The sequence below is a fragment of the Pseudomonas sp. A2 genome (assembly GCF_023100865.1).
Classification (GTDB): Bacteria; Pseudomonadota; Gammaproteobacteria; order Pseudomonadales; family Pseudomonadaceae; genus Aquipseudomonas; species Aquipseudomonas asiatica.
In genome coordinates, this window is record NZ_CP039127.1 from 2,603,563 (window position 1) to 2,627,289 (window position 23,727).

Here is a 23,727-nt window from a genome sequence, read left to right on the forward strand (position 1 = left end):
CGGCAGGTATACGCCGGAGCCCGTGCAATTTGCTTTCGCCTGCCTTTCTGTAAAGACTCCAAGAAAAGGAACAGTCATGGCCGAACCGCTCGCTACAACCCCTATCCGCTACAGCTTCGGCGCCGACGAGCATCTGTTTGCCGAAGTCAGCGAGAGCATGTCGCTGGAGGCCTTTTTCAAGGGCATGGCCGTCACCCGCGCGGTGGAGCGGCTGGCCCTGGATGGCGTGCTGGATGTGTGCCTGGCCAATGCCTCGTTCCAGATTCGCTTCGACCCGGACCGTATCGCGCCGCAGGCACTGCTGGAGGCGGTGCGCGGTGCCGAAGCGCAGGCGGTGGCCGAGCGCTCGTTGCAGACACGGATCATCGAGATTCCAGTGCTGTACAACGACCCCTGGACCCATGAAACACTGATGCGTTTTCGTGACCGCCATCAGGACCCAGGCAGCACCGACCTGGAGTACGCCGCGCGGATCAACGGCCTGGCCGATGTCGAGGGGTTCATTGCCGCGCACAGCGGTGCGCCGTGGTTCGTGTCGATGGTCGGGTTCGTTGCCGGCCTGCCGTTCATGTTCCAGATGGTCGAGCGAGAGCGGCAACTGCAGGTGCCCAAGTACCTGCGCCCGCGCACTGACACCCCCAAGCTCACCCTTGGCCATGGCGGCTGTTTCGGCTGCATCTATTCAGTGCGCGGAGCAGGTGGCTACCAGATGTTCGGCGTCACTCCGGCGCCTATCTACGACCCGCAGCAGACGCTGAACTACCTGAAGGAGCACATGGTGTTCTTCCGCCCGGGAGACATCGTGCAGTTCAAACCCATTGACCGCCGCACCTACGACCAGGCGGTGGCGGATGTCGAAGAAGGCCGTTTCGACCTGCGCATTCGCCCGGTGGAGTTCTCCCTGGACGCGTTCCTTGCCGACCCGGTCGGTTATCCACGGACCCTGCAGGAGGTGCTGGCATGATCAAGGTACTCAAACCCGGCTTGGCTACCTCGGTGCAGGACCTGGGCCGCGAAGGCTACTACCACTTGGGCATCCCGCCGTCCGGCGCCCTCGACCAGTACGCCCTGAGGGCGGCCAACCACCTGGTGGGCAACCCGGCCGGCGCCGCCGGCCTTGAGTGTGCGCTGGTGGGGCCGGAGCTGGAGTTCCAGCAGGATGCCCTGGTGGCGGTTTGCGGTGCGCAGATGCCGGCCTTGCTCGATGGCCGCGAGCAACGCCCGGATACCGCGTTTGCCGTACGTGCCGGGCAGGTGTTGCGTTTCGGCTTCCCTACCGCAGGCGCCCGGGCGTACCTGGCGGTGGCCGGTGGTATCGATGTACCCGAGGTGCTCGGCAGTCGCTCCACCTATGCGTTGGGTGCATTGGGTGGCTTGCATGGGCGCAAGCTGATGGCGGGTGACCTGTTGCCGGTCGGCATGCCCAGCGGCAAGACCCGCGCCGGCGCGAGCCTGCCGATGGCCTTGCGCCAGGCCTTGGGCGGCGAGGTGGTGCTGCGGGTGGTGCCGGGGCTGTATTTTCACCGCCTGACCAAGGCTGCGGTGCGAAGCTTTTTCACCGAAGCCTGGACGGTCGGCTCCGAGGCCGACCGTATCGGCTATCGCTACAAGGGCGGTAGCGCCTTGAGCTTCCAGCCACGGGAGCAGCCGTTCGGGGCCGGCTCGGATCCGTCGAACATCGTTGACAGCTGCTACCCGATCGGCTCGATCCAGGTGCCCGCGGGGCTGGAGCCGATCATCCTGCACCGTGATGCGGTGTCGGGTGGGGGCTACGCCATGATCGGCACGGTGATCAGCGCCGACCTGGATCTGATCGGGCAGATGCAGCCCAACCAGCAGGCGCGGTTCCTCGAGGTCAGCCTGGAGGAAGCCCTGGAAGCTCGGCGCTCGTACAAGAAGAAGCTGGGTTTCCTGGCCAGGTTGTTTGGCTGATTGATGTTTGCGGCGGTGCGCCACCCACACAAGGGCTGGCGCAGTCGTTGCAGGAGCGGCCTTGTGTCGCGAAGGGGCCGCCGAGCGGCCCCGGAATTCCGGCATCACAGCGTCCAGACAAGCCAAAAGGAGAAAATTCCTACAGCGCTTTGGGACGCACCACGCTCCTCGAAGAATTGATTCCCCGATAGTGTTCATGTCTTCAGCCTAACTGGAAGACAAGGACCTCTTCATGCCCGGCCCATCTGCTGTTCGTATTGGAAAACCCCAGGCCGCCAACACTGCCCATGACGTAACCGAAAGCAGCCTGCATGCCATGCTCGATGTCCCGGAGGGCAGCGATTCACCTTATCCACCCGGCCACGGCGGGCGCGCGGATCATGAGGGTTATCCGGCCGACCCGGACTTCCGGCTACGCGGCGGCTTCGCCAACCTGATGCTCGACGCGGCCAACCCGCTGTTCGGCCTGGTCATACGCCTGCGTACGCTGGATGACCTGCCCAATATCGAACATGTGCACAAGACCCTGCAGATTCAGGTCAGCACAATCCGCGAGGAAATACAGCAGCACGGTTATTCCTCTGTGCACCTCGAAGCTTATTCCTATGCCTTGTGCCTTTACCTGGACGAGGCCGTGATGAGTCGGCCCTGGGGGAACAATTCGTGCTGGAGCCACGAACCGCTGCTCAGCATCTTCCATGGCGAAACCCAGGGTGGCGAGAAGATCTTCGTGTTGCTGGAGCGGTTGATGCAGTCTCCGGAGGAGTTCCAGGATGTGCTGGAGTTCCTGTACTTCTGCTTTTGCCTGGGCCTGAAGGGCAAGTACGCCCTGGACCCGAAGTGCGATGAAATCATCAATGCCCTGATTTCGCGGATGCACAAGGTCATTCGTGCACTGCGCGGCCCCACGCCGGAATTCCCGGGCGATCCCTATACCAACGTGGTCCATCGCCCCCACCGCATGCGGCGTCGGGAATGGCCCTGGTGGAGCCCGTTGGTGATCTCCGCCATCGCCATGGTCTGCGCCTACTGCTACTACAGCTACCGCCTGAGCTTGATCACCGCCGAGGTGCTGGAGTCGCTCAACGGCATTTTGCAGCAGTAGCAAAGGGGATCCGCATGCCTAGCCAATCCGACTTGCGCTTCACCTTCCAGCCGCTGGCTGGCCAGATTGACTTCGAGGTGGTTTCGTTCGAACTCGACGAAATGATCAGCTCACCGTTCCAGCTGAAACTGGAACTGATCAGTTTTGAAGACGAGGTCGACTTCGGCCAGTTGCTCGACCAGCCAGTGCTGTTCACGATCTGGCGCGGTGAGCGCCCCCTGCGCTATGTGCACGGCCTGGTCAGCAGTTTCAGCCAGGGTGAAACGGGGTTCTATCGCACCCGTTACCGCGCATTGGTCGAGCCCGTGCTGGCCCGTGCCGGCTTACGTTCGAACTGGCGCATCTTCCAGCAGAAGACCGTGCCGCAGATTCTCGAATTGATGCTCAGGCGCCAGGGCATCGCCCGTTTCAAAATCAACAGCATGGGCGAGCATCAGGTGCGCGAGTTCTGCGTACAGGCCGGTGAAACGGACCTCGACTTCATCGCCCGCCTGGCGGGGGAAGAGGGTTTCGTCTATCGCTTCGAGCACACGCCGAAACACCACCAGCTGGTCATCACCGACCGACTGCTGGCGCTGGGACAGATCAGCAGGAGCGCGATCAAGGCCGACGACGAGGATGAAGACTTCTTCGACGAAGACGACATCGGCCCCGACCAGGTGCTGTACCGCGCCAACAGCGGTGGCGACCAGGCCAGGCCTTGTCTGCGCCGCCTGCGTTACAGCGAACAGGTGCGCACTGCACGTCAGGTGCAGCGGGACTACACCTTCACCAACCCGCAGTACCGGCAGGAACACCGTGCAGGTGACAGTGGCATCACCCATCAGTCCCGGGACTATGAACGCTTCGACTACCCCGGCCGTTACAAGCGCGATGCGGTCGGAGTGCCCTTCACCGCCACGCGCTTGACGGCCCTGCGCCATGACGCCCGTATTGCCGAAGTCGAAGGTGACGATGTACGCCTGCAACCGGGGCTGAGCTTTACCCTCATCGAACACCCGCGCAAAGACCTCAACGCCCATTGGCGTGTGATGCGTGTACATCACGAGGGCAGCCAGTTCACCAGCCTGCAAGAAGAAGCTGCCGGGGCCGAACAAGGAACGCGCTACTCGCAGGAAGCCGTGCTGGTACCCGGCCGCATCGAGTGGCGTCCGGCGCCGTTGCCCAAGCCACGCATCGACGGCCCGCACATGGCCACGGTTGTCGGGCCGCCCGGGGAAGAGATCTACTGCGACGAGTGGGGCCGGGTCAAGGTGAGCTTCCCCTGGGACCGGGAGAGCGAGAACAACGAGTTCAGCTCCTGCTGGGTGCGCGTGTCACAAGGCTGGGCAGGCGGCAGCTGGGGCTCGATGGCCATCCCGCGCATCGGCCAGGACGTGATCATCCAGTACGTCAACGCCGACCCCGACCAGCCGATGATCACCGGGCGTACCTATTGCGGCGACCAGCTGCCGCCGTACGACCTGCCCGAACACAAGACGCGCATGACCATCAAGAGCCAGACCCACAAAGGCGATGGTTTCAACGAGCTGCGCTTCGAGGACGAACTCGGCAAGGAAGAAGTGTTCATCCATGCCCAGCGGGACCAGAACAATGTAGTCGGCAATGATGAGACCACGCGTGTGGGGCGTAATCGTGTCGAGCAGGTCGGCAATGATGAGCACTTGAGTATCGGCAATGACTTCCGCCAGGAAACCGGGGGTGACCATACCCAGCTCATTGGGCAAACGTGCCACGTAGACATCAAGCAGGACCTGATCGAGAAGATAGGCAACGACCGTAGCGAATCAACTGGGGCCAATCACCGGGCCCTTGTCGGGAAAGACGCCGAGCTGGTCGTCAAAGGTACGCAAAAGGTCACCGTCGGGCAGGGCATCGAGCAACATACGACGATCTTTCAGCTGCGCGCCAGTGAGCGCATCGAGTTCAGAACCGCGGGCGGCAGCATTGTGCTGGACGGGCAGGGCATCACCATCAACGGGCTGAAGCTCGAGCTGTTGGGGCAAACCAGCGCGGCTGCGTCAGGGGCTGGAAACAGCCAGCCACTTACGCTTGCGCCTGACGCCAGCAACAAGTGCGAGGCCAAGGCCTGATGCGCACTGACAACCTGGCGAGGCTCATCGAAAGCCATCATGGGGCGCACTTGTACTGCCATGTGCTGATAGATCCGCTTGCGACTGCTCACGATGGCGACCACGCCGTGCTTGCCCCGCTGCGCAATGCCCTGGGTGAGCAGGCATTGACCCGTGTGCACCGGGCCGACCTGGCCCATGCCCCCCAACTGCATCCCGTACTGGTCTGCCTGGCTTCGCCCGGCATGGTCCCCAGTCGCCGTCTGCTGGAACTGACCGCCCGAGCGGCGCAGAGGGCGTTGTTTCAGCAACGGCGTTACCTGTGTGGCTGGCTGTTCAGTGAGGCGCCTTCGGCCACTGTCGCGTCCCATCTCACGGCCTTGTGTCGGCTACCCGATTCCAATCGGGAATTTGGCTGCTACCCGGTCTACGAACCCGTCCGGCTGGAGTTGCTTGCGGCGACGTTCGAGCGGCTTGAACAAGGCCCATGGTGGCCGATCAGTGACTGGTTGTTCCTGAGTAGCGGTGGGAGGTTGGCAAGCCTGAAAGGGCAGAGCGGGCAGCGACACCCTTTGCCGACCCCTGCGCGGCGAATTCAGGATGACGTGGGGCTGATCGAACGTGTGCTGGCTACCTGGAGAGTGTTGCGGGCGGGTTCGCAGCACATCAATCAGTGTCAGATTCCACCGTTTGCTGCGGTGCGTGCTTCGAACCATATCGATGATGCACGCAGGTTGGGCCTGAGCGCGATGGAGGACATCGTGGCCTTCGCTCTCCATCACCTGAGCATTCATCCGAGGCTGCATACCGTACCTGTGGTGGGCGAAATGATCGATGCAGCGGCCAGAGGCCAGGCGCCTCTTGCCGCGTTGCTCGCCCGCTACTCCGAGGCGCAATGGCGCCAACTGATCGAATGCCTGCCGAAATCCGAGAATCGCTCATGACCATCAGCCAACGTATTGCCCTCGCGATCGCCGAAGCCGGGCTGCCGCACGACCAGTGCATGTTCTGCGAGCGCCAGGGCCTGCCGATCCTGCCGCTTCGCCGCGCCCTGGTGCCCGATACCCGCCCCGAGTGTGTCTCCACCGTGGCGGGTAACCGGCATATCTCAACAAAGATCGGCTTGCGCACCTTGCGCAGGGGCTTCCTGTATGTGCTGCTCGATCAGCAGGTCTGGCATGCCTATGCCGTCAGCGAGCAGGGTCACCTGCGCCGCTTCAACCCCTACGAGCCGCCAGACGGCCCGCCGTCGCCGCTGCCCGAAAAATGCGTGAACGCAGATCACGACATTCCTTCGGCCTTTCTCAACCTCGATACCGGCAGGTACACCAGCGCCTGGCTGGCCTTCTCCAGTGACGCCTGGCCGGTGAGCGTGCTGAACGCCTACAAGAGCGGCGCGTCGCCTGCGCATCGCTTCGAGGGCCTGGACCTGATTCAGGCGCGCAACAATCCCGAACTGCTGGGCATCGCCATGACGCCCGATAAGCTTGGGGTCGACCAGCAGGTGTTCGAGTACGCCCAGCATGGCTGTGCCCCCTTCGACAGTGCGCATGGCTTCCACAGCCGCTGGTTGCGCCGGTTCGCCCTGCGAGGGTATCTGGTCAATGCGATCAACCGGCACAAGCTGGAAAACGGCGTGCTGGCAGTGGTGCTCGACGACACCGTCGGGCTGATTCAGGAGTACAACCATCAGCGCCTGAACTGGGTACTGAAGCGTCAGGCCTGGCGTGAAGAACCGATGCGGGCCTATCAGCTGCAGACCTCGCAGATCCTGCAGATCATTCGCGCCACGCACAGGGAATGGGCGGCGCAGGAGGTGCCGTCGCTGGAACCGATGACGGGTGATGGGCCGCCGGTGTTCACCGACCCGGCAGTCGAGCGGCAGCTGTTGGTCGAGCGTGCACAGCAGGAGAGTGACAAGCGGCTTGAAGAGCGCTACCACGAACCGCAGCGGGCCGCGTTCCAGGCTGACTATGAGCAGCAGGAACGTGAGTTTCAGCGTTACATCGACAAGGACGCCCAGGCGTACGTTGCCTTGTTCGATACGCCCATGTTCAAGGTGGCCGAGGCGTACGACTACGACGGTAACGATCGTGAGTCCGGGGTGGCCTACGCCAAGACCATGGCCCTGTGCCTGGGTGGTGGCGTTACGGAAGCTGTCGTCCCCCGCCTTGAACCGCATGTTCCCGCTTCCGGCACCAGCGAACTGCTCTGGCTGAAATGGCTGCAGGACCCTGACAGCCCGCCCTACCGCGCGTTGTTGATGCGCGACCAGGCACTGCTGGCCGGGCTGCTGCCCAGTTTCTCCGCCACAGAAGCGATCAACTGGAACGACAGCGACAAGCTTTACGGCATGCTGAGCAAGATCATCGCCAGCGATGACGCCGGCTTGCGCACGCGCAATACCCTCAAACAGGCCATTGCTGAAACGCAGGGTGCGCTCAATGCGGCCAGTCAGCGGCTGGCGCCATGTCTGTCGCCAGGTATTCAGAAGGCTGTGCGGCATTTGAACAGTGCCACGCAGTTTCTCTACAACGGCGTCCACCTGATCGAGCTGGAAGTGAAGATGAAGCTGGGCGAGTACTACGCCTTGCAGAGCGCCCACCTCCGGGAGTTGCAGCACAAGGCCAACGCGTCGATCGCCGAGGCGCGGGACCGGATGCACCGCAATATCGATGACTTCGAGTTTGGCTCGATGAAGGCCATGCGCAAGGTGCGGCCGATCATCCAGCATGGCTTGATGAGCCTGGCCGTGCTCGACCCGCGGTTCACCAATACGATGATCAGCGTGACGGTGTGGGTCGAGGGCAAGGCCGAGGAAGTGCATGGGCGGCTGTTCAAGGAGGCCCGCATGGGGGTAACCCAGGCGAGCAGCGCGGCGGAGCTTGCCTTGGTGGATATCTCGGTCGCAGCGGGGACGTTGGAAACAAATGCGCGCAAGTTGTTTCAAGGGATGCAGATCACATCGCAGCAGGCTGCCAGGTTAGTACGGACCGGGTTCTCCGGTTTACGTGGTGTGGCAGGTAGTTGGGAGTTATTGCTGGCGATAGGCGGGTTGTATTTACAGCAGGACAGCCTGGGCAGGAATCAGGAAAAGGCGGAAACGGAGATTGGGCCCAAGGCGTTTGAGGCCAGGTTGGCGTTGCAAGGATCCCAGTTGGGCCTATTGGGAGGGCAAGTCGAACTGGTTGGGCTCATTTTGAGATCAAGTGCTAGTCCACTGAATTTGCCACGAGCAAAGGGTGTAGCAGCCACAGGGGAGGCCTTGATAAGGCTTGGTGCTTTGGTGAGTGCGGTTGCAGGGGTCTTTGATGCGGCCCAGGCAATTAATGCGACCAGACGAACCGCCTCTGCGGGTGATGAAACAGCGAGGAACCAACATCTTTTGTCATCCCTCTTGTATGGCTCTGGCGCTGTAGCGTTTAGTCTTGCGGTACTCCAACCCTTGGTTGTCGGTCCGCTGGGGCTGGCGATTGCCTTCACGCTTGCTGCTTATCAACTAAGCAAACTGGCTCAGGAAAATGAATCAACTGATTTGGAACGCTGGGTAAGGCGGTGCTGCTTTGGAAAAGCAGACGAAATACCGATCATCCATTGGAATGTACCAGAACATGCGGATATCGCGTTTGCCGAACTCAATGCCGCCACACTAGGCACTAAGGCAAAGTTGAATTTTGAATCGCTCTTGGCAACTGATCCAGGTCTTCCGAAAATCGGCGGCTTGATTAGCGCCGAAATAATTAGAAAGCTAAGATTCTTGATCACACTGCCTATGTACGATGAGCGATCCTCGGGATATCGCTGGAAATTGATTGTACATCGTCACGGTGACGGCAATCACCCTGATTACGTTGGCGGGGAAACTATTGCTTCGGGCAATTTTTTTGCGAACACTGAAGAGCCTCTATCACCGTCCTCTTCATTTTCGAGCTTTACATCACCGCGAATACCCGACCACGACCGCAATTATTCAATCAGCGAGAAGCGAAAACCTTACCCTACCGGACTCTGTCAGTTAGAGATTTCTGGCTCGATATCGCTCATGGCGACTATAGGAAAGCACACGATCCTGGCAGCTACGCTGTTGGTGATGTACTGGCCGGATCGGAGCTTGCCAAGTGGGTACATTGAGATTTGTGTCAGAGAGGTTAACGAGTGAAGCGTGATGGTAAAGTTTTGTGGGAGCGTGCTTTGGGCTGGAGTTATGACCTGCCGAAGGTGGGCGAAGTGCCAAAATGGCGAATTGGGTGGGCGAGCGTAAAACCGGCCCCTAACTATTTCGATGATGTGTTTCTAGAGTTGCCACGGAGCAGTAGCATCCTTCGAGGCTTGACATTCCTAATCGGTGCTGCAGGTTTGCTCCTTCTTCTTGGAATAACTCTTTACATGTACTGGAGTTTTTTGCGTGACGATTGGCTGATGAGCTTGTCAGTGGCAATTATCACCCCAGCACTATCATGGTCTTTGATTCCTTACATTAAACTTGATCTGGTTGCTCCTAGAGACGAACCTATCCGCTTCAATCGACTTCGCCAAAAGATATATATTTATGAGTTTCGATATGACCGCATATTCATCTTCAGTCGCAAACGCTGGGGCGTCAAACCGGTCGCCTACAACTGGGACGACGTAACCGCCGAAGTCTACCGAGTCTACGCCCCCGGCCACGGCGGCCTGATCGAGAACGTCATGCTGTCGGTACGCAACCCAGAAACCAACGAAGTCATCGACCGCGTGTTCTTCACTCACGACCTCTACCACGGCGAAGCCTACTGGGCCATCGCCCGGCTATTCATGCAGCAAGGCCCCGAAGCCCTGCCGAAGTTCGTGCACCCACCCCGTGACTGGAACGACGACGATGGCCTGAGCCACATGCATTGCCTGGCACCCAAGGTTCATTGGCCGGAGGAAATGGACCGTGAATCTCGTACCGGGCCATCAGAAGGAGAAGCCCAATGAACCCTGTCGTACTGGTAGGCCATCGACATGTCTGCCCGCTGCATGGCATCAACCAGGTAGAAAGCGGCAGTGCCACGTACACCTTCAATGGCAGGGCGGTTGCCAGGGTGGGGGATCGGACCACGTGCGGTGCCGTGATTGAGAGTGGAGCCGAGCATTTCCTGATTGAGGGCGCGGCTGTGGCGCGTAAAGGAGACCGGACGGATCACGGTGGTGTGCTGGAGGAGGGCGATGATGGGTGGATGCTGGACTGATCAAATGTCTCTTGTACAAGATAGGGCCCACAGATCTCTGTGCGGCTTTGGCCGCGAACACCGGCGCAGCCGGATGGGTTTGCTATCTCGGTGTTGACACCGAGTGCGCCGCGCCACCATTATCCAGCCATATTCACGCAACGGGCTTGCCGGCATGTCCATTTTCAACCACGCCATTTTCGCTTTGGGCTTCATCGCCCAGGCAGGCGCGTGCGTTGCCGTTGCCAAGAAATCCAAGAAACAGCCGCTCATCTGACCGAGGCGCGCTGTCTCGTCAGGTGGGCTGACGAGACAGAAGGCGCCAGGTATCCCTGCCAGACCACTTCGACTCTCCGCCCTGCTGACGCTGACTTTCGGTCAACATCAGGAGTTTTTGCATGTCGAATTTCCGTGGTATCTGGATTGCCCTCGTCACGCCATTGCGCGCCAATGAAGTCGACTTCGCCGCCCTGGAAAAACTGGTGAAGAAGCTGCTCGAAGAGGGTGTGGCCGGTTTTGTGGTATGCGGTACCACGGGCGAGGCGGCGGCGCTGTCCAAGGCCGAACAACTGGCCGTGCTGGATGCCGTGCTGGCCTGGGTGGAGCCGGGCAGGGTAGTGATGGGCCTGTCGGGCTACAACTTGCGCGAGCTGTTGGCCTTCCAGGCTGAAATCCAGCGGCGTGAGATTGGCGGGCTGCTGGTCCCTGCGCCGTGCTACATCCGGCCTTCGCAGGCCGGCATCGAAGCGTTCTTCAGCACCGTGGCGGATGCCGCCAGCGTACCGGTGATCGTCTACGACATACCCTACCGCACCGGGGTACGTATCGAGCGTGAAACCCTGCGCCGCATCGTGCGCCACCCGCGCATCGCGGCGGTGAAGGACTGCGGCGGTGACAGCGAGACCACCATGGCCCTGATCCAGGACGGCCACGCCCAGGTGCTGGCCGGTGAGGACGTGCAGATCTTCAACAACCTGTGCCTGGGTGGCGCAGGGGCCATTTCGGCTTCGGCGCATGTGCGGGCCGACCTGTACGTGCGCATGCTGCAGCAGGTCGACCATGGCGACTGGGTAGCCGCGCGCGGCACGTTCTACCAATTGCTGCCTTGGATAAAGATGGCCTTTGCCGAGCCCAACCCGGCTGTGGTCAAGGCGGCCTTGCAGCTGCAGGGGCTGATGACCGACGAACTGCGAGAGCCCATGCAGGCGTGCACGGAGATGACCCGGGGCAAGCTGCGAAGCGTTGTGGATTTGCTCGGCGCTTGAGGGTGTACCTACCGGGCTGTTGTTCTGTTGACGAATGCCCGGCCTTTTGAGCTGCGCTGGCGCGTTGAAAACAAATATCGCTCACTTGGCGCGTCCTTTGTAGGAGCAGCCTTGTGCTGCGAAGAGGCCCGTACTGACAATTCGTATCTGTTGCCTGTACCGGCCTCTTCGCAGCACAAGGCTGCTCCTACCGGGCCCCTGCTAAATTTTCACCTCAGGAGACCGACCTGGCCTCACCAATCAGGATGTCTTCGAAAAACGCCCCGACCGGCTCGCTAGGGTGGCACAACTGGATCTCCAGCACCCACACCACTTCGCTCGGGACGATTTCCACCTCGGCCAGTTTGTCCTGCCCATACAGCACATGCGGGAAGTCGGCGATGCGATGCCCGGCCAGGTTGCGCTCCAGCTGCCAGCCTTTTACCTGGGCACTGCGCTCGGCGAAGTCGTACAGTTCGCGCCCGGTCAAGCCACGGCCCCAGGCCTGGCGGGTTTCGTCGAACACCTCATGCAGTGCCTTGACGCAGGCGTGGTGCAGCTCGTGCTGGCCGAACACGAAGGTGTCGCCATAGTCGCCCTCATAGCCATCCCATACCGGGCCGACGTCGACCACGACGATATCCGTAGTACGTAATACATGTTGCAGATCAATGCCTTGGCGCGGCGTGCGCACGGTGTCGTCGCCAAAGCGGATGTAGGTCGGGTGCCAGGTGTGCGATGCACCCATCGCCTGCAAGGTTTGCGCGGCCATCTCCAGCGCCTGGGCAGTGGTCATGCCGACTTTCAGCTGGTTCGCTATCGCAGCAACGGCCCGCACCGACTGCTCGCGGGCAGCGAGCATGCCGTCCAGCGAGTAGCGTGGGCCGACTTTTTCCAGCTCCGGGTGCAACGGGCTGGCTGTTGAAGCCTCTGGCGCCAGTGTGCCGCTGGCAACGAAAGCCTCCGCGACAAAACGATGGGGCTGCAGGCCTGCTGCGAGGCACTGCTCGCGAACCTGGCTGATCATCGTGGCATTGCCGCAGGCATAGACCTGGGTGTCGGCCCAGCGATGGGCCTGGGCCAGCGCCACCTGCTGCACGCGCGCCTGGTCCGACAGCACCGGGTGCCAGCGAAAGTGAGCGTGTGCACGGCTGGCCTGGTCGAGAAACTCACGGTCATAGAAGTCGGCGTCCGATCTGCCGCCCCAGTACAACGTGACCTCGGCATCACCTGCCAGGGCGGTCAGCAGCAATGGCTTGATGCCGGCGTAACCTGTACCGGTGGCGAACAGTACCAGGGGGCGCTGGGCCTCGTGCTGCCAGGTGCAGGCACCCACCGGCCCTTCAAGTTTCAAGCTGTCACCTGCTTGCAGGGTTGGCAGCAGGCGTTCGGTAAACAGGCCGCCGCTTACCTTGCGGATGTGAAACACCAGTTGCCCTTGGTCCCGGGCGGGCAGGTTGGCGATGGAAAAACAGCGGCTGTCGCCGTTGTCGAGCCGAAAGCGTACGTACTGGCCAGCCCTTACCGCCAATGGCTGTGCAGGCTGCAGCACCAGTTCGATGATATCGGCGCTCAGTTCGCGTTTGCCATGAACCTGCGCGTGGATTTCCAGCGCCTGGGTTTCCAGGGACCAGCCGGGAATTTCCAGGCACATGTCACTGCAGGCGTGGCTCTGGCACAGCAACATTTCGTCGTCGGCCAGGGGGTAGCAGGGCGCGGGCATGTCTGCCGCCCGCTGCTTGTCCCGATACTGCCCCGACACCACCTTGACCTTGCACGACCCGCAGGCGCCGCGGCGGCATGAGAAGGGCACCGGCAGGCCGCTGGCGAGCATGGCATCGAGCAGCAGCTCCTGGCTGGCGTCGAAGGTTTTGCCCGAGGGCGACAATTCAATGACGTGGCGGTTCTGCATGGGCACCTCGGGGCAAGTGGAGGTTCGATTGTTGCTATAGTCCAGGACCAGTAGAACCTCCAGTTTCGGTTAATTCACATGGTCCAGCTTCGCAAATGGCAGCCGCTGCTCAAGCTCGACGGGGCGCAGCCGCAGGCTTCGTACAGGCAGATCGTCGAGGGCCTGGTAGCCGCTATCACCGAGGGCCGCCTGCGCCCCGGTACGCCGTTGCCCGGCACGCGGGAAATGGCGCAACTGCTGAACGTCAATCGCAAGACGGTGATCCTCGCCTACGAGGAAGCCGAGACCAAGGGCTGGCTGGAAAGCGTGCAGCGCCGTGGCACCTTCGTCAGTCGGCAGCTGGCGGCTGGCACCCTGGCCGAGCCCGATGCAGCGCAGCCCTTTGCCCTGGTGCTACAGCAGGAGCCTGCCGTTGCCTACTTCGCGGCCAACGAACAGGCTGCCGCGCAGCAGGATCGGCCGGGTGCGCTGTTCTTCGACAACGGCGCCTGTGACCACCGCCTGCTGCCGCAGACCGTTCTGCACCGCTATTACCGTAATGCCTTGCGCAACAGCTTTGCCGCGAACACCGTGCGCCATGGCAGCGCGTGCAGCAGCCACTCCCTGCGCAGCGCCTTGGCCGACATGCTGCGGCACAATCGCAGCCTGAACGTTGGCGCCGAGCATATCTGCCTGACCCAGGGCGTGCAGATGTCGCTGTACCTGGTGGCCAGCGTGCTGCTCAAGCCCGGTGACGTTGTGCTGGTAGAGCGCCTGAGCTATCCGCCTGCGTGGGAGATCTTCCGCCAGCTGGGCGCCCGGCTGGTCACCGTGGACCTGGATGAGGAGGGCTGTCGGGTCGAGCAGATCGATGCATTGTGCCGGCTGCACCAGGTACGCATGCTGTACATCACACCCCATCACCAGTTCCCGACCACGGTCAGCCTGCCTGCCGGGCGCCGGCAGCAGTTGCTGGAACTGGCGCGGCAGCACGACTTCTGCGTGGTCGAGGAAGACTACGACCATGAATACCACTTTGCCGGGAGACCTTACCTGCCGCTGGCCAGCGACCGTCAGCAGCGGCATGTGATCTACATTGGCTCATTGTCCAAGTCCTTGGGCAGTACGTTCCGTTGCAGTTTCATCGTGGCGCCGGCGGAGGTGGCCGCAGCGCTCGAACGCAGGGCGACGCTGACCCTGGGGCAGGGCGATGCGGTGATGCAGCAGATGCTGGCGGACTTGATCAATGATGGCGAACTGAAGAAGCACTTGCGTCGGGTCGCCCGGGAGTATCGCCGGCGTCGAGAGACACTGTTGGTTTGCTTGCGCGATGCCTTTGGCGAGCAGGTAACCGTGCGCGAGCCGGAAGGTGGGCTGGCGCTGTGGGTGAGGTTTGCTGGCGAGATCAATGTGGATCAGTTGGTTGGCAAGGCGTTGGAGTTGGACCTGGTGGTACGCAGTGGCCGGCAGTTTTCGCCGTTTGGTCATGCGGAAAATGCCTTGCGCCTCGGGTTCGCCTCGCTGGACATGAATGAAATCCGGCTGGCTACACAACGTTTGGCGCAGGCGGCGAAGGCGATTACCGGGTAGTAGAAAGGACAGCCTGCCTGGCAGTCCTGACCAGCGACGAGGCTGCCTATATCACCGGGCAGAACAATAGCGTCGCGCGCAGCGTCTTGCCGCCGTCAATGCGCAGCCGTCGGCAGCATGCCCGAGCCCTGGGCCTTGTGCGCGGCTTCTATCAGCTGCAGGTTGCGGCTGCGCAGGGCGTGATTGTTGCCAACACGCAGGTTGGAGCGAAGCGCCAGGGTTTCGGCCTGTTCATACTGCCCTTGCTGAAGGCGCAAAACGCCAAGGTAGTGCAGCGTTGCCGGGTTGTTCGGTTGAATGTGCAGCGCACGCTCCAGGGTGGCCGCCGCCTGGTCCAGCTGGCCGTCGGCATACTGTTGCGAGGCGGTTTCGATCAGTACCGTCGAAGCATTGTTGCTGCGTGCGGGCGCGTAGCGTTCGCCGGCCAGTGCGCTCTGAGCCGTGATTGCGCTGAACAACAGGAGCAGGGCTGACAGAACAGGTGTGCTGGGCATCGGCGGAAGACTCGGCAGGGCTTGGGCAGGCCAGGTTGCAGGGCGAGGGGATGCTATCGACCGAATTGGAACGTTGAAGTTCCCGCCTGGTCGGCTTGTTGCCCGTTGCCCGGTCTGTGCCTCGACAACATCTGTTCGGTTACCGCCCATAACCGCACTCCGGCGCCTCAAGCCTGGGGCAGTACCTCCGATAGCAGCACACCCACCGTCGAATCATCGACCAGAAGTGGTGCCAACAAGGAGTACTGCCCCCATGCTTGCCAACCTGAAGATCCGCACCGGAATGTTCTGGGTGCTGTCGCTGTTCAGCGTGACCCTGCTGTTTTCCACCGTCAGTGCCTGGCGGGCGGCGGTGGGCAGCGACCAGCAGATCACCGAACTGGACCAGACCGCGCACCAGTCGGACCGGTTGAACAATGCATTGCTGATGGCGATTCGCGCCAGTGCCAATGTGTCCTCAGGCTTCATCGAGCAGCTGGGTGGTCATGAGGAAAGCGCCAACAAGCGCATGGCGCTGTCGGTCGAGCTGAACGACAAGAGCCAGAAGCTGGTGGACGAGTTTGTCGAAAACGCCCGCGAGCCTGCGCTGCACGCACTGGCAACGGCACTGCAAACCACCTACGGCGAGTATTCCAAGGCGGTCGCCGGGCAGCGTGAGGCAACCCGTCAACGTTCGCTCGAGCAGTATTTCAAGGTCAACACCGACGCCGGCAACGCCATGGGCCGGCTGCAGGCGCTGCGCCAGCAACTGGTCGGCGCATTGAGTGAGCGCGGTCAGCAGATCATGCTGGAATCCGACCGGCGCCTGGCGCGCGCCCAACTGCTGAGTCTGGGGCTGCTGGGCGTGACGTTGGTGTTGGCGGTGCTGTGCTGGGCCTTTATTGCCCAGCGCGTGCTGCACCCGCTGCGCGAAGCTGGCCGGCACTTCCAGCGCATTGCCGGCGGCGACCTGAGCGTGCCGGTGCAGGGGCAGGGCAGTAACGAGATCGGCCAGCTGTTCCATGAACTTGAGCGCATGCAGCAGAGCCAGCGCGACACCCTGGGGCAGATCAGCAACTGTGCCAGGCAGCTGGACGCAGCCGCCACGGCGCTGAATACGGTCACCGAGGAAAGCGCCAACAACCTGCGCCAGCAGGGCCAGGAGCTGGAGCAGGCCGCTACCGCCGTTACCGAAATGACCACGGCCGTTGAGGAGGTTGCGCGCAATGCCATCACCACCTCGCAGACCACCAGCGAATCCAACCAGCTGGCGGCGCAAAGCCGCCGGCAAGTCAACGACAACATCGACGGCACCGAGGCCATGACTCGGGAGATCCAGGTCAGCAGCGCGCATCTGGAGCAATTGGTCGGGCAGGTGCGGGACATCGGCAAGGTGCTGGAAGTGATTCGCTCGGTGTCCGAGCAAACCAACCTGCTGGCACTCAATGCCGCCATCGAGGCCGCCCGTGCGGGCGAGGCCGGGCGCGGCTTTGCGGTGGTGGCTGATGAAGTGCGTACGCTGGCTTACCGCACGCAGCAATCGACCCAGGAAATCGAGCAGATGATCGGGCGCGTGCAGGCGGGTACCGAAGCGGCCATGACCTCGATGCAGGCCAGTACCAGCCGCGCCCAGTCGACGCTGGACGTGACCCTGGCCTCGGGGCAGGTGCTTGAGGGTATCTACAGTGCGATCGGCGAGATCAACGAGCGTAACCTGGTGATTGCCAGTGCAGCCGAAGAGCAGGCGCAGGTGGCGCGAGAGGTAGACCGCAACCTGCTGAACATTCGCGAGCTGTCGACATCCTCGGCTGCGGGTGCGCAGCAGACCAGTGAGGCGAGCAAGGCGTTGTCGGGGTTGGTGGGGGAGATGGCGGCGTTGGTGGCGCGGTTCAGGGTTTGAGGTCTGGCGGGCACCAGACTGTGGCAGTGGGCGCGCCCGCGAACACCGGCGTAGCCGGTGCCTTCCACCGCGTCGCCTGCTTCGCGGGTAAACCCGCTTCCACAGGGGCCCCACCAGCTGAAGGAATGCGCCATACCTGTGGGAGCGGGCGCGCCCGCGAACACCGGCGCAGCCGGTGCCATCAACCGCATCGCCCGGTTCGAGGGCACGCCATGTGCGCTTTCAGTTATCGATCGTGCTTCGAAGAGGAGCGCCCGGCCTTGTTGTGTTCCTTGGAATGGGCAATGCCGGACCGGGTAGTGCCACGGCCGTTGTCATCATTGCGCAGGCTTCCATAGTGATTGCCGCTCTCGCCATGGTTGCGGGTGGCCTTGCCTGCATGATCACTCTCGTAGCCGGCGCCATTACCATTGAACCCACCTTTGCCACCGCCATTGCCATTACCTTTGGCATATGCAGAACCAATCGGCGAGACATCGGCAGGCAACAATGCAGTTGCGCCAAGCGCCAGCGCACAGGTAAAGACGGCTACCAGGTTTTTTTTCATGTTTGTTCGCTTCCAAAAGGCGCAGGGGGGAAATTTGAGTGCGGATACGACATAAGGTTGCCTTTCAAGTTCCGCAGTGCGCAGCCTTTCGACGAAGCGGCTGCCAGGCCCTTTCAGTACCTGGCAGCCTTAAGCTCATCGATCATTCTTGGAGGAGTTTTGTACCGCGCCGCTCAGCCCCTTGGCATTGTGATCACCGGGCGTAGTCCCCGAGATAGCGGTAGATTTCGTCAAGCCGCGAGTATCCTTGGACTGGGCAATGCCTGAGGTGGTGGTCCCATGGCCGTTGTCCTGGTTACGTGAGCTTCCATAATGATTGCCGCTCACACCATGATCGCGCGTAGCCTTGTCGGCATGATCACCCGCGAGACCCGCACCATTGCCAGTACCATTGTGCCCACCCATGCCGGCGCCACGTCCACCGCCATTGCCGCCGCCGTGGCCACCACCACCACCGTGGCCGCCACCGCCACCGCCACCGCCTTTGGCATACGCGGAACCCATCGGCGAGATATCGGCAGGTAACATTGCCGTCGCGCCGAATGCCAGAGCACACGCAAAGACGGCCACCAGGGTTTTTCTCATGTTGTTTCGCCTCCAACGGCGCAGGTAGAGCTCAGGTGCTGGTAAGACATGCAGCGGCCTTGCGAGTTCTGTCGTCCTGACAAAAGGATCGTGGTCCATGACTGCTCAGATCTCGACCTGGGTGCCAAGCTCGATCACCCGGTTCAGCGGCAGCTTGAAGTACTTCAGGTTGCTGTTGGCATTCTTCAGCAGGAAGGCAAACAGGTGCTCACGCCAGCGGGCCATGCCCATCTGCCTGCCTGCAATGACCGTCTCCCGGCTGAGGAAATAAGTGGTGCGCATGGGGCCGAACTCAAGGTCCGCACGCTGACAGCGGCTTAACGCCAACGGCACGTCGGGCTCCTCCATGAAGCCGAAATGCAGGCTCACGCGGAAGAAGCCGTCACCAAACTCCTCGACCTCAAAGCGCTTGCCAGCGTTGACCCGTGGCTCGTCCTCGAACACGACGGTCAACAGCACCACCTGTTCATGCAGTACCTGGTTATGCAGCAGGTTGTGCAGCAAGGCGTGAGGCACCGCCTCGGGCCTGGCGGACAGGAATACGGCAGTACCGCCCACGCGGTGAGGCGGCTGGGCCTTGAGGCTGGTAATGAACAGGTCCAGCGGCAGCGAACTTTCGTCCAGCCGCTCGACGATCATCCGTCGCCCGCGCTTCCAGGTAGTCATCAGGGTGAACAGTGCAAGGCCGGCAATCACCGGAAATGCACCGCCCTGGAGGATCTTCGGCGCATTGGCGGCGAAATACAGGCTGTCGACCAGCAGGAATGCCAGCAGCATCGGCACCGCCAGCCAGCGTGGTGCCTTCCACAGCAACAGCACCACTGCCGAAGCCAGCAGCGTGGTGATCAGCATGGTCCCGGTCACGGCTACGCCATAGGCTGCTGCAAGCGCCCCGGACGACTCGAAGCCGACCACCAGCAGCACCACGCCAACCATCAGTGCCCAGTTCACCATACCGATATAGATCTGCCCCTGTTCCTCGCTGGAGGTGTGCTGGATGAACATGCGCGGTACGTAGCCCAGCTGGATGGCCTGGCGCGTCAGCGAGAACGCACCGGAAATCACGGCCTGGGACGCGATGATGGTGGCCAGCGTGGCCAGCCCGACCATGGGCAGCAGGGCCCATTCGGGCGCCAGCAGGTAAAACGGGTTGCGCACTGCCTGCGGGTCGCCGAGGATAAGCGCGCCCTGGCCGAAGTAGTTCAGTACCAGGCCGGGCAGCACCAGCAGGAACCAGGCCCGGGCGATGGGTTTGCGGCCGAAGTGCCCCATATCGGCGTAGAGCGCTTCGGCGCCGGTCAGCGCCAGCACCACCGCGCCCAGGATCGCCACGCCCATGCCCGGGTGCAGCACGAAGAACTTCACCGCCCAGAGCGGGTTGAGTGCCTGCAGCACCTCCGGGCGCTGGACGATGCCGTGCAGGCCCAGTGCACCCAGCACGACGAACCACAGCACCATGATCGGCCCGAAGAGGATGCCGATGCGCGCGGTGCCATGCTTCTGGATCAGGAACAGGGCCACCAGCACCACCACCGACAGTGGCACGACCCAATGCTCGATACCGTCGAAGGCCAGTTGCAGGCCCTCGACGGCCGATAGCACGGAAATCGCCGGCGTGATCATGCTGTCGCCGTAGAACAGCGCGGCGCCGAACAAGCCGAGCAGCACCAGTATCCTGCCCAGGCGCTGGTAGGGCGCCGCCGCCCGATGCGCCAGGGCGGTCAGGGCCATGATGCCACCTTCGCCCTGGTTGTCGGCACGCAGGATGAACAGTACGTACTTGAGCGATACCACCCAGAGCAACGACCAGAACACCAGCGACAGCACTCCGAGTACGCCAGCGGTGTTGGCCTGTACGCCATAGTGCCCGGCGAACACCTCCTTGAGGGTGTACAGCGGGCTGGTGCCGATGTCGCCATACACCACGCCGACAGCGGCGACGAGCATGCCGACAGGGTTGGACTTGGCGGGAAGGGATTGATTTGCGATGACGGTGGACTGGCTCACGAAAGGTTTCTCTGGACTGGCGGGTATAAATGCATGCCATCCCTGAGCATCGCGCGCCCAGTATTCCTTCTGTCTGCCGGCTCAGTCGTAAAAAGAGCGTAAAAAATCAGCCAGCGCCCCAATATTTTGTCAGTTAAGCAATTCGGGGCCGCTTTGCGGCCCGGCCAGCTCCCACAGGTACAGCGCAGACTTCAAGAGTTTACGTGGTCCCTGTGGGAGCTGGCCTGCCGGCGATGGTTTGGTCAGCCAGGTTGCGCCGCCAGGCTGTTGCTGACGTTACGCCCCAGCACCAGCACCGTAGCGAAACCGCAACCCACCAGGGCCGTGGCCAGGCTCAGCAACACCGAGCTGCCCAGCTGGTCGACGATCCGACCGCCGAAGAACGAGCCCAGTGCAATGATCACCTGAAACATGGCAACGAACAGCGGCATGCCACGTTCGACATCCTTGGGCGCGACGACGAACATCCAGATACTGGCGCAGGCCGGGAACGCGCCGAAGGCGAAGCCCCACAACCCGATCAGCATTGCGGCACCGGTCATGCCGGTGGCGAAGTGAGGGAACAGGGCAGTGCTGGTGCCGATCATCAGCGCTACCAGCAGCAGGGTGTGACGTACGCTGCGGTTGGCGGCGAAACCGGCGAAGATATTGCCGAATACCCCGGCCACGCCATAAAGCAGCAGCAACGAGCCAATGGTAGGCCCATCGAAGCCGGAGCTTTGTTTGAAGAAGGGCGCGACATAGGTGTACGCGGCAAAGTGCGCCAGGCCGATCAGCAACACGGCAATCAGGCCAACCCGCGCCTGTGGGTTGATGAACAGGGCCGGCAGGTCGCTGATGCGAATGGCTTTGTCCGGGTTGAGCCGCGGGAGCAAAAGGATCTGCGCCAGCAGCACCGGTATGCCCAGTAGCGCGGTTATCAGGAAGGTCATGCGCCAGCCCATCAGGCCACTCAACCAGGTGCCTACCGGCACGCCCAGCACGGTGGCCAGGGTTACACCGACCATGATGATCGAGGTGGCCTGGGCTACGCCCACGCCCTTTGGCGCCAGGCGGCCGCTGAGGGCAATGGCCGTTGCCCAGAAGCCGCCGATACTCACGCCCAGCAGCACGCGGCCGAACAGCAGCAGGTTGAAGTCACTGGCGTAGGCTACTACCGCATTGGCGATGATCATGATCAGCGTCAGGCCGATCAGCAGGTAGCGACGGTCCAGGGCGCCAATGCCCACCGACAGTAGCGGGGCGGCGAGGGCGGCCATGATGCCGGGCAGGGTGACCATCAGGCCGGCGTGGCCTGCACTGATGCCAAGGTCGCTGGCAACATCGTTGAGTACGCCCACCGGCAGGAACTCGCTGGTCACCAGGGCGAAAGCGCCGACGGCGACCGAAAGGATTGCCAGCCACTGCTGGCTGACGCTTTGTTGATCATGCTCGGGGAGGCCGCGAGGGGCCTGGCTGGCACTTGGCATGGTATTGGATTCCAAGAGAGGGATGTCGCCTGAAGCAGGCGCAAGGAGCGGGGGAAATTTGCCGGGGATTATAGGGGGCGGTTTCGCCTGGCCAACATGCGGGTCGCTCGATAGTAATCATCAGCGCAATCGATGAAACGCCTTGCGCAGAGCGCCCGCTGTTGGATGGGAGCGCAGAGAACAAATATCGCTCGTTTGAAGCGTCCATTGCAGGAGCAGCCTTGTGCTGCGAAGAGGCCGGTAGTGAAAAAGCCTTTGTATTGCTTGTCACGGCCTCTTCGCAGCACAAGGCTGCTCCTACAAAACCTCACTTAACCAATGAGTCGCTTGTCCGCGAAGGACAGGCCTATGGCGATACCAGCACATCGCACTGGGATTCGTTCAGTACATGCTTGGTGACGCTGCCTATCAGCAGCTCTTCAAGCGCGCTTTCCCCTTGCTTGCCAACCACGATCAGGTCGCATTCCAGCTCTTGTTCCTGCTCGGCAATCCGCCAGGCAGGGTCGCCATGCACCACGATTTGCCGAGCATCTGCCACTCCGGCGGTTTCGCTCAAGGCCGCGAGCTGCTGGACCGCATCCTTGCGGATGACATTGCGGTAGTGTGCAAGGGTGTCATGGTCGATGTGGGCGAAACGCATGCTGCCTTCGAACGGCGCTTCGTAAACATGCAACAGAATGATCTCGGCCTGTGGGGCAATGGCTTTTGCCAGTTCGATGGAGCGCAGTGACGAAGGCGAAAAATCAACTGCAACCAGCAAGGTCCGGTAGGCATCGCGTGGCGCCTGCTTGACCACCAGCAAAGGGCAGGGCATGCGGTTCAGCATCTTCTGCACCGTAGAGCCCAGCAGCAGGCGCCGCGCGACGCTCTGGCCCTTCGCCCCGCACACCAGCAGGTCGCTGCGTTTATCCTGCACCACACGGGTGATCTCCGTGGTCACCGAGCCGTGCGCGACCTGCACGCCAGCGGCGATGTCATGGCGCTGGAACAGCATTGCAGCCAGTGCGCGGATTTTTTCGCCAGCGGTATCCAGCACGCGCTTCAGCAGATCATCACCAGGTGCGACCAGCAGCTTCAAGCGCTCGAAGGGGGCCGGGTTGGCAACGTACAGCAGGTCCAGCGATGCCTGCTGCGCCTTGCTCAGGTGCGCAGCGCGCTCTGCCGCGTTGCGGGCGGAGGTGGACAGGTCGGTTGCTACCAGTACGTGGTTCAGGTGGCTCATGTGGGACTCCTTATCCAAGGCCGCGCACAGTGCTGGATGGCCTTGAGCACAATGCGCATGGCGGTTTTCGATTCGTTCCTTGCTGACAGCCATCGTCGCGCGAACCCGGCTCAGCGGCTTGACGTGCGTCAAGGGAGCACTTCGGCTGATAGGCTCGCAGGGCTATTGCGATTGTTTGCATGAGTCAACTTGATGCTTTCCCGTAGCAGTACTAATACTAAGAGACTGCCGGGAGGGGGATGATCATGCAGATGCGCTTTGTTGTGGTTCCCGCTGTGCCGCTCAAGAAAGAGATTTACCCGCGTAGTCTTGGCTTTCCCGCAACGTTAGGGGAGGGCTATGACCTTTATGACACACAGGAAAAGCTGCGCCTGACCCTCAACTACCCCACACGTGCCGAGGCGGAATTCGTATGCGCTTCCCGCAACAGTTGCCGGGATGCCGACACGGCGGATATCGCCGGGAATGGTTGATGCTGTGGCGGACACCGGCGTAGCC

At 61.9% G+C, this 23,727-nt stretch carries 20 protein-coding genes; 13 read left to right on the top strand and 7 right to left on the bottom strand.

What is annotated here, in order from left to right; genetic code table 11:
- Nucleotides 1-76: 76 nt before the first annotated feature.
- The 10 genes from E5221_RS12050 to dapA all read left to right on the top strand — a co-directional run bounded on the left by E5221_RS12050 (nucleotide 77) and on the right by dapA (nucleotide 11,566).
- Complete coding sequence (locus E5221_RS12050) at nucleotides 77-964, top strand: allophanate hydrolase subunit 1 (protein ID WP_013972123.1); 888 nt, start codon at nucleotides 77-79, stop codon at nucleotides 962-964.
- Nucleotides 961-1,932: a biotin-dependent carboxyltransferase family protein gene (locus tag E5221_RS12055; protein ID WP_123084405.1), complete on the top strand. Its 972-nt coding sequence runs from the start codon at nucleotides 961-963 to the stop codon at nucleotides 1,930-1,932. The genes E5221_RS12050 and E5221_RS12055 overlap by 4 nt, the downstream gene beginning before the upstream one ends.
- Nucleotides 1,933-2,164: 232 nt before the next feature.
- Nucleotides 2,165-3,037: a type IVB secretion system protein IcmH/DotU gene (icmH, locus tag E5221_RS12060; protein WP_003260539.1), complete on the top strand. Its 873-nt coding sequence runs from the start codon at nucleotides 2,165-2,167 to the stop codon at nucleotides 3,035-3,037.
- Between the two features lie 14 nt (nucleotides 3,038-3,051).
- Nucleotides 3,052-5,130, top strand: a complete 2,079-nt coding sequence (gene tssI, locus E5221_RS12065) for a type VI secretion system tip protein TssI/VgrG (RefSeq protein WP_247847529.1) — start codon at nucleotides 3,052-3,054, stop codon at nucleotides 5,128-5,130.
- The gene (locus tag E5221_RS12070; RefSeq protein WP_061550975.1) at nucleotides 5,130-6,053 is read left to right on the top strand and encodes a hypothetical protein; all 924 of its coding nucleotides are present in this window, start codon (nucleotides 5,130-5,132) and stop codon (nucleotides 6,051-6,053) included. The genes tssI and E5221_RS12070 overlap by 1 nt, the downstream gene beginning before the upstream one ends.
- Nucleotides 6,050-9,268: a T6SS effector BTH_I2691 family protein gene (locus E5221_RS12075; protein WP_247847531.1), complete on the top strand. Its 3,219-nt coding sequence runs from the start codon at nucleotides 6,050-6,052 to the stop codon at nucleotides 9,266-9,268. The genes E5221_RS12070 and E5221_RS12075 overlap by 4 nt, the downstream gene beginning before the upstream one ends.
- Nucleotides 9,265-10,068, top strand: a complete 804-nt coding sequence (locus tag E5221_RS12080) for a DUF6708 domain-containing protein (RefSeq protein WP_247847533.1) — start codon at nucleotides 9,265-9,267, stop codon at nucleotides 10,066-10,068. Before E5221_RS12075 ends, E5221_RS12080 begins: the two co-directional genes overlap by 4 nt.
- Complete coding sequence (locus E5221_RS12085) at nucleotides 10,065-10,322, top strand: PAAR domain-containing protein (RefSeq protein WP_247847534.1); 258 nt, start codon at nucleotides 10,065-10,067, stop codon at nucleotides 10,320-10,322. Before E5221_RS12080 ends, E5221_RS12085 begins: the two co-directional genes overlap by 4 nt.
- A gap of 103 nt (nucleotides 10,323-10,425) precedes the next feature.
- Nucleotides 10,426-10,578: a hypothetical protein gene (locus E5221_RS12090; protein WP_247847536.1), complete on the top strand. Its 153-nt coding sequence runs from the start codon at nucleotides 10,426-10,428 to the stop codon at nucleotides 10,576-10,578.
- Nucleotides 10,579-10,699: 121 nt separating this feature from the next.
- Nucleotides 10,700-11,566, top strand: coding sequence for a 4-hydroxy-tetrahydrodipicolinate synthase (gene dapA, locus E5221_RS12095; RefSeq protein ID WP_039613301.1), 867 nt, complete (start codon nucleotides 10,700-10,702; stop codon nucleotides 11,564-11,566).
- Nucleotides 11,567-11,780: 214 nt separating this feature from the next.
- On the opposite strand, the gene E5221_RS12100 is transcribed toward dapA, so the two are convergent.
- Nucleotides 11,781-13,520 carry an NAD(P)H dependent flavin oxidoreductase family protein gene (locus E5221_RS12100; protein WP_348984760.1) on the bottom strand — a complete coding sequence of 580 codons (1,740 nt, stop codon included), beginning with the start codon at nucleotides 13,518-13,520 and terminating at the stop codon, nucleotides 11,781-11,783.
- A 15-nt stretch (nucleotides 13,521-13,535) separates the two neighbouring features.
- On the opposite strand from E5221_RS12100, the gene E5221_RS12105 reads away from it, so the two are divergent.
- Nucleotides 13,536-15,026: a PLP-dependent aminotransferase family protein gene (locus E5221_RS12105; protein WP_247847539.1), complete on the top strand. Its 1,491-nt coding sequence runs from the start codon at nucleotides 13,536-13,538 to the stop codon at nucleotides 15,024-15,026.
- A gap of 95 nt (nucleotides 15,027-15,121) precedes the next feature.
- On the opposite strand, the gene E5221_RS12110 is transcribed toward E5221_RS12105, so the two are convergent.
- On the bottom strand, nucleotides 15,122-15,520 hold the full coding sequence (locus E5221_RS12110) for a tetratricopeptide repeat protein (protein WP_247847540.1): 399 nt from the start codon (nucleotides 15,518-15,520) through the stop codon (nucleotides 15,122-15,124).
- Between the two features lie 253 nt (nucleotides 15,521-15,773).
- Here E5221_RS12110 and E5221_RS12115 point away from each other — a divergent pair, with 253 nt between their 5' ends.
- Nucleotides 15,774-17,399, top strand: a complete 1,626-nt coding sequence (locus tag E5221_RS12115; protein ID WP_247847542.1) for a methyl-accepting chemotaxis protein — start codon at nucleotides 15,774-15,776, stop codon at nucleotides 17,397-17,399.
- A gap of 226 nt (nucleotides 17,400-17,625) precedes the next feature.
- Here the strand turns inward: E5221_RS12115 and E5221_RS12120 are convergent, their stop codons facing one another.
- The 5 genes from E5221_RS12120 to E5221_RS12140 all read right to left on the bottom strand — a co-directional run bounded on the left by E5221_RS12120 (nucleotide 17,626) and on the right by E5221_RS12140 (nucleotide 23,229).
- On the bottom strand, nucleotides 17,626-17,946 hold the full coding sequence (locus tag E5221_RS12120) for a hypothetical protein (RefSeq protein ID WP_247847544.1): 321 nt from the start codon (nucleotides 17,944-17,946) through the stop codon (nucleotides 17,626-17,628).
- A 135-nt stretch (nucleotides 17,947-18,081) separates the two neighbouring features.
- A complete protein-coding gene (locus tag E5221_RS12125) occupies nucleotides 18,082-18,531 on the bottom strand; it encodes a hypothetical protein (RefSeq protein ID WP_247847736.1) in 450 nt (149 codons plus the stop codon).
- A 105-nt stretch (nucleotides 18,532-18,636) separates the two neighbouring features.
- On the bottom strand, nucleotides 18,637-20,478 hold the full coding sequence (locus tag E5221_RS12130; RefSeq protein WP_080604860.1) for a potassium transporter Kup: 1,842 nt from the start codon (nucleotides 20,476-20,478) through the stop codon (nucleotides 18,637-18,639).
- A gap of 302 nt (nucleotides 20,479-20,780) precedes the next feature.
- On the bottom strand, nucleotides 20,781-22,007 hold the full coding sequence (locus tag E5221_RS12135) for an MFS transporter (RefSeq protein ID WP_013972141.1): 1,227 nt from the start codon (nucleotides 22,005-22,007) through the stop codon (nucleotides 20,781-20,783).
- 346 nt (nucleotides 22,008-22,353) lie between these two features.
- Entirely contained in the window at nucleotides 22,354-23,229 is an 876-nt protein-coding gene (locus E5221_RS12140) for a universal stress protein (RefSeq protein WP_247847545.1), read from the bottom strand.
- A 239-nt stretch (nucleotides 23,230-23,468) separates the two neighbouring features.
- On the opposite strand from E5221_RS12140, the gene E5221_RS12145 reads away from it, so the two are divergent.
- Entirely contained in the window at nucleotides 23,469-23,702 is a 234-nt protein-coding gene (locus E5221_RS12145) for a hypothetical protein (protein WP_003259758.1), read from the top strand.
- Nucleotides 23,703-23,727: the final 25 nt, after the last annotated feature.